The sequence below is a fragment of the Variovorax sp. GW458-11-26-14-LB1 genome, from assembly GCF_059423965.1.
The window spans coordinates 1-560 of sequence record NZ_JBWKYW010000109.1 but is presented as its reverse complement, the minus strand read 5'-3'; the positions used below and the strand labels follow the sequence as shown (position 1 = coordinate 560).

Annotated in this window: 1 protein-coding gene; it reads right to left on the bottom strand. The window is 67.3% G+C overall.

Annotated elements, in window-relative coordinates:
- On the bottom strand, nucleotides 1–560 hold a 560-nt coding region (gene tssI / locus AC07YS_RS31920; RefSeq protein ID WP_495273842.1), incomplete at both ends, for a type VI secretion system tip protein TssI/VgrG.

Here is a 560-nt window from a genome sequence, read left to right as displayed (position 1 = left end):
CCCATGCAGATCGGCAGGTCCGCATCTCCCGCGATGAAGCTCACGATGACTTCCTGCCCGATGCGCGGGATCTGGATGCCCCCGAGCTGGTTGCCCGCCCAGGGCGAGCTCACCCGCACCCAGCAGCTGCTGTGCTGGTTCTTCTGTCCCTGCCGGTCCCAGGGGAACTGCACCTTGATGCGCCCCAGCTCGTCCGTCCACAGGTTCTGGCCCTCGGGGCCCACCACCAGCGCCACCTGCGGGCCGACCATGGCGGGCTTGGGCTGGGTCGGCTCTGGGCGTAATGGTTCGGTCACCGGGTGGGCCGTGAAGTCCACCTGCACGCGCCATTGCTGCTTGCGTTCGGCAATGGCTTCGCGGTTCTGGCTGTCTTCGGCCACATCCTCGATGAGGAAACGGGTGTCCAGGATCAGGTATTCGGCATTGGCGGACGCCCTCGGGTGTTTCTTCAGCTGGAAGGTGCATCCGGGCACCATGCCCCGCAGGTTGCCGCTGGCCTGGGCCCGGGCGCCGTGGGTGCGCAGTGCCTGCATGCGCAGCAGGGAGAGCAAGTGGCCTTC